Below are 1,223 nucleotides of genomic sequence, written 5' to 3'. Positions count from 1 at the left end.
ATTCTGATGCCCATCTCCTCGATGCAGGGCGAATCGTATATCGAAGCGCACCTCTTTCCGGTGATGTACTACAACCATATCCTCTACGACACCTTTCTGATCGGGCAGGGGCTGGCCTCGGAAAAGATCGTTTTGTACCTGGGGATTCTTGTGGGGTTTTTCCTCTTCTATTTCGCGGCAGGCACATGGTGGCTTAAAAAGGAGATGCGATAATGCGCCCGTTTCTCATGACATTCGGCAAAGAGCTTCTGATCTTTCTGCGCTCGGTGATGCTGGTGCTGGTGGTGCTCTACTCCTTTACGGTCGATGTCTATATCGCCGGCCAAGGGATCGAGATGAAGCCCCGAAACGTGGCGGTCGGCTATGTGGACAAGACGGGAGGCGGCATCAGCCAGAAGATTCTCTCCAGGCTTCACGCGCCCGAATTCAAACCGCCCAAAGCCTTCCTGTCGCAAAAGGCGCTGAGTGACGCCATCTTCAACAAGGAGATCACGGTCGGCCTCGTCTTCGATCGCGACTTCGCCGTCGATTACCGAAAGGGCCGAAGCGCGCAGCTTAATGTGCTTCTCGACGCCACCGTCGCTTCGCAAAGCCTCATCACGCTGATCTACCTGCAAAACATCGTTCTCGATTTCACCGATCTTGCCATGCCTCTGCAGATCAAAACCCACAAACTCTTCAACCAAAACGCCGATACCCACCAGTTCATGGCGCTGGCGGAGATGCTTTCGGTCATCACGCTGCTGGTGGTGATCCTCGGTGCGGTGGTCTTCGTCAAAGAGAAAGAGGACGGCACCTGGGACATCATGCTGCTGATGCCCGTCAGCCCCAAGATCACGATTCTGGCCAAAAGCCTCTCGCAGGTCTTCATCGTCATGATCGGCACCGTCATCGCGGTCGGATGGGTGCTCGTGGGCGCTTTCGACGTGCCGATCAACGGCTCGTTCTGGGCGTTCGTGCTGCTGACCTTTTTCTACTCCTTTTCGAGCGCGGGCATCGGGCTTTTCGTCGCCGCCGTCTCCAAAGACGTAATGCAGGTGGCGCAGCTTTCTATCATCATCATGATGCCGCTCATATTCCTAAGCGGCGCCTGGACGCCGATTTACGCGATGCACCCGGTTTTGCAGAAACTCTCGCTCCTCTCACCCCTTCGCTACTACATCGAAGGGGCTGAAAGCATCTTTTTCAGAGGCACCGATTTCGTGGACCTCTGGCCCTATTTT

Annotated in this window: 1 protein-coding gene and 1 pseudogene; both read left to right on the top strand. The window is 55.4% G+C overall.

What is annotated here, in order from left to right; translation table 11 throughout:
• Positions 1-213, top strand: a pseudogene (locus Q1K23_RS06930) (ABC transporter permease); the annotation flags it as partial.
• The coding region (locus tag Q1K23_RS06925; RefSeq protein ID WP_300363417.1) for an ABC transporter permease at positions 213-1,223 on the top strand (1,011 nt) is incomplete at its 3' end. The pseudogene Q1K23_RS06930 and the gene Q1K23_RS06925, both read left to right, overlap by 1 nt.

The sequence above is a fragment of the Hydrogenimonas sp. genome (genome assembly GCF_029933015.1).
In the GTDB taxonomy this organism is placed as follows: Bacteria; Campylobacterota; Campylobacteria; order Campylobacterales; family Hydrogenimonadaceae; genus Hydrogenimonas.
This window is presented reverse-complemented; position numbering and strand designations above follow the sequence as displayed.